Source organism: Planktosalinus sp., assembly GCF_059864935.1.
On the sequence record NZ_JCBCCK010000510.1, the window covers coordinates 1 to 2,807 of the forward strand.

2 protein-coding genes are annotated in these 2,807 nt (G+C 36.3%); one reads left to right on the forward strand and one right to left on the reverse strand.

Annotation, left to right across the window (positions count from 1 at the left end; all coding sequences use genetic code 11):
- Window positions 1-77: 77 nt before the first annotated feature.
- Window positions 78-2,042, reverse strand: a complete 1,965-nt coding sequence (locus tag AC6F75_RS14660) for a peptidylprolyl isomerase (protein WP_500715834.1) — start codon at window positions 2,040-2,042, stop codon at window positions 78-80.
- Window positions 2,043-2,243: 201 nt separating this feature from the next.
- Here AC6F75_RS14660 and AC6F75_RS14665 point away from each other — a divergent pair, with 201 nt between their 5' ends.
- Complete coding sequence (locus AC6F75_RS14665; RefSeq protein WP_500715835.1) at window positions 2,244-2,762, forward strand: OmpH family outer membrane protein; 519 nt, start codon at window positions 2,244-2,246, stop codon at window positions 2,760-2,762.
- Window positions 2,763-2,807 lie beyond the last annotated feature (45 nt).

Below are 2,807 nucleotides of genomic sequence, written 5' to 3' on the forward strand. Positions count from 1 at the left end.
TCTTCTTCCTGTTTTTGCTGAAAAAAATGACAGGAGGTCATCAATACTAAAAGAGGAATAAGATATATTTTGTTCATTTAATTTTTCAAAGCCTTTTTGTTGACTTTAACCTTGTATTTGTTGCGTAATTCTTCCATCCACTTTTGATCCAAATATATCTGATAGTCACTGATTACCCTTCCTCGGATGCTTTCCAGGGAAATATTTCCTGCAGGCAACACTTCTTCAACATTCACAACGATATATTGTGCCGAGTTAGTGTTTTGGGTGGTGGAAATATTATACACTTCCGAAATGCCTTTCCGGGTTTTGAAATTACCGGGAAGTACAGAGTTGCCCATTTCAAAAACACCGGATGTAAAAATCACATTGATTTTTGTGTCGCTGTTCAGTTGGGCTTTGATTTGTTCTTCATCAACTCCTTCGTTTAACATTTTTCTTATTTGGCTTGCAACATCAGCATCTCCGGTAGAAGCAATAGAACCTCTCACACGGGTGTTCAACTTGTAGTTGTCTTTATTTTTATTAAAGAATTTTTCGATACCTATGGAATCTGTTTTTGAAGGTTCCCAGATGTTTTGCTGCATTAAATCATAAATGAGCAATCCGTTTCTGTACTCGTTTAACAGATTGGCAAACTCCTTATTGTCTTCTTCAAGACTGATTTTGTAAAATTCGTCTAGGGTGTGTTCTTCAAACTCATTGTAGTAGTCCTCCAGAAGTAATTCTTTTTCTTTGTACATTTTGGAACGTTTTTGACGCACATCGATATACTCGGCAAAATCTGAGTATCTGTATGTTCTCTTTCCAATTTCAAATATCGGGTTATTGCTGGCCAAGTCTCCTGGGCTGTATTCCCATTTTCTTTTCAACACACTGTCTGTAACAAATTCGTTGAAAAACGGAAGCGGGTCGTTGATTTTTTTAAAGTTGTATTTTTCCTTGATGCGCTCATTGACTGATTTTACAACTACTTTGGAGCGGTCAGATGATTTAACCCTTCTCAAAATGTCTTCACGCATTTCTTCAAGAGACTCGGTGGGGTGTCTTTCAATAAGTTTAATGATGTGCCAGCCAAAATCTGTTTGAACAGGCTCTGACAAGTCCCCCGGATTTTTCAAAGCAAAAGCAGCTTGTTCAAAATTGGGAGCATTTAGATTTCCTGACCCAAAACGATTGAGCTTTCCGCCATTTCTTGAAGTACCGGGGTCTTCTGAAAATTGACGGGCCAATTCACCAAAATCTTCACCCTGGTTGAGCCGCATTTTTATTTTGCTTAGACGACTAAGGGCAACTTCATCAGAAACTTCACCTCCTCGTGTAGCAATCATAATATGTGCAACCGTGACTTCCTCCGGTGAAACCCTTTTGTCGTGTACTTTTAAAATATGGTAACCAAATTGTGTCCTGATGATGTCTGAAACTTCACCAACAGGAGTATTGTATGCCGCATTTTCAAAAGGATACACCATGCCAAAAGCTTTAAAGTATCCCAAAAAACCTCCGCGTTCGTCTGCTTTGGGCTCTTCGGAATATTTTTTGGCAAGTGCTTCAAAATCTTCACCGCTTCTGGCTTTATTTTGAATGTCTTTTATCCTGTTCCAAGCTGCCAGAGTATCTTTAGGGCGACTGTCTAATGCCAACCTGATGAGGATATGGCTGACACTTACCTCTTCCATAAGTCTTTTATGTCCTTCTTGTATGAGCTCTTCAGTAATTTCCTGGTCGTATAGATAATTTTGTGAAAGCTGGTTTCTGTAAGTTCCCAGTTCTTTGATGAATGATTCATTTTCGTGTAAACCTTGTGCGAATGACTCCTTCACTTTTAACTTGTAATTGATAAAAAGTTCAAGATAAGCCTCTTTATTTTTTTGTGATTCATCCTGTATCATATCGAGGTTTTTATTGTAAACCCTTAAAAACTCGTCGACATAAACAGGTTCATCATCAATGGTCATTAAAACATTTTTTTCTTTTGACTGCGAAAAGCCTAATGTTGAAATTCCTAAAAACAATAAAACTAAAAAAATGTTTCTTTTCATAATCCGCTATTTTTTTTGAATGATTGCAAAAATAACAAAATTGGATTGTTAACCAAGTTCATTAACCGAATATAATGCGAAATCCAAACCACATTCAATCCCTAAATTTTTAAAAAAAAACTAACCCATATCACAAGTATTTCAAAAAATAGTTCTTGCTTCAAAAATTCCATTATTTTTGTGACTCTAAATAAAATAACAATGAAAAATATTATTCTTGTCATCTGCCTCAGCCTTTTTTCTATTACAGGTTTTACACAAACCAAAATTGGGACCATTGATGTTGATTTTATCATTTTGCAAATGCCTGAAATAGAAGGTGTTCAGAAAAATCTTCAGGAATATGGAGAGAATCTTGACAAGCAGTTGAATGTAAAAATGAATGAGTACCAAGAAAAGCTTGAAGATTACAGCACCAATGCAAGTTCTTTCACTGAACAACAAAAACTTGATAAACAAACAGCCATTTTTACGCTCGAGGAGGATATCAACAAGTTCAGGCAAAACGGCGTTCAACTTTTGCGATTGAGAGAAGATGAACTAAAAAGACCACTCTTTCAGCAAATCGCTGAAGCACTTGATGCAGTAGCCAGCGAGCATAAATACACTCAAGTGTTTAACACCAGTGCAGATAATAATTTAGTCTTTCTTGACCCCAATTATGACATTACACTTGCTGTTTTGGAAAAAATGGGTATCAAAATTGAAACTGAAGACTAAATAAATGCCTGAAAACCGCATTAAACTCATTTGGGATTTTCACGG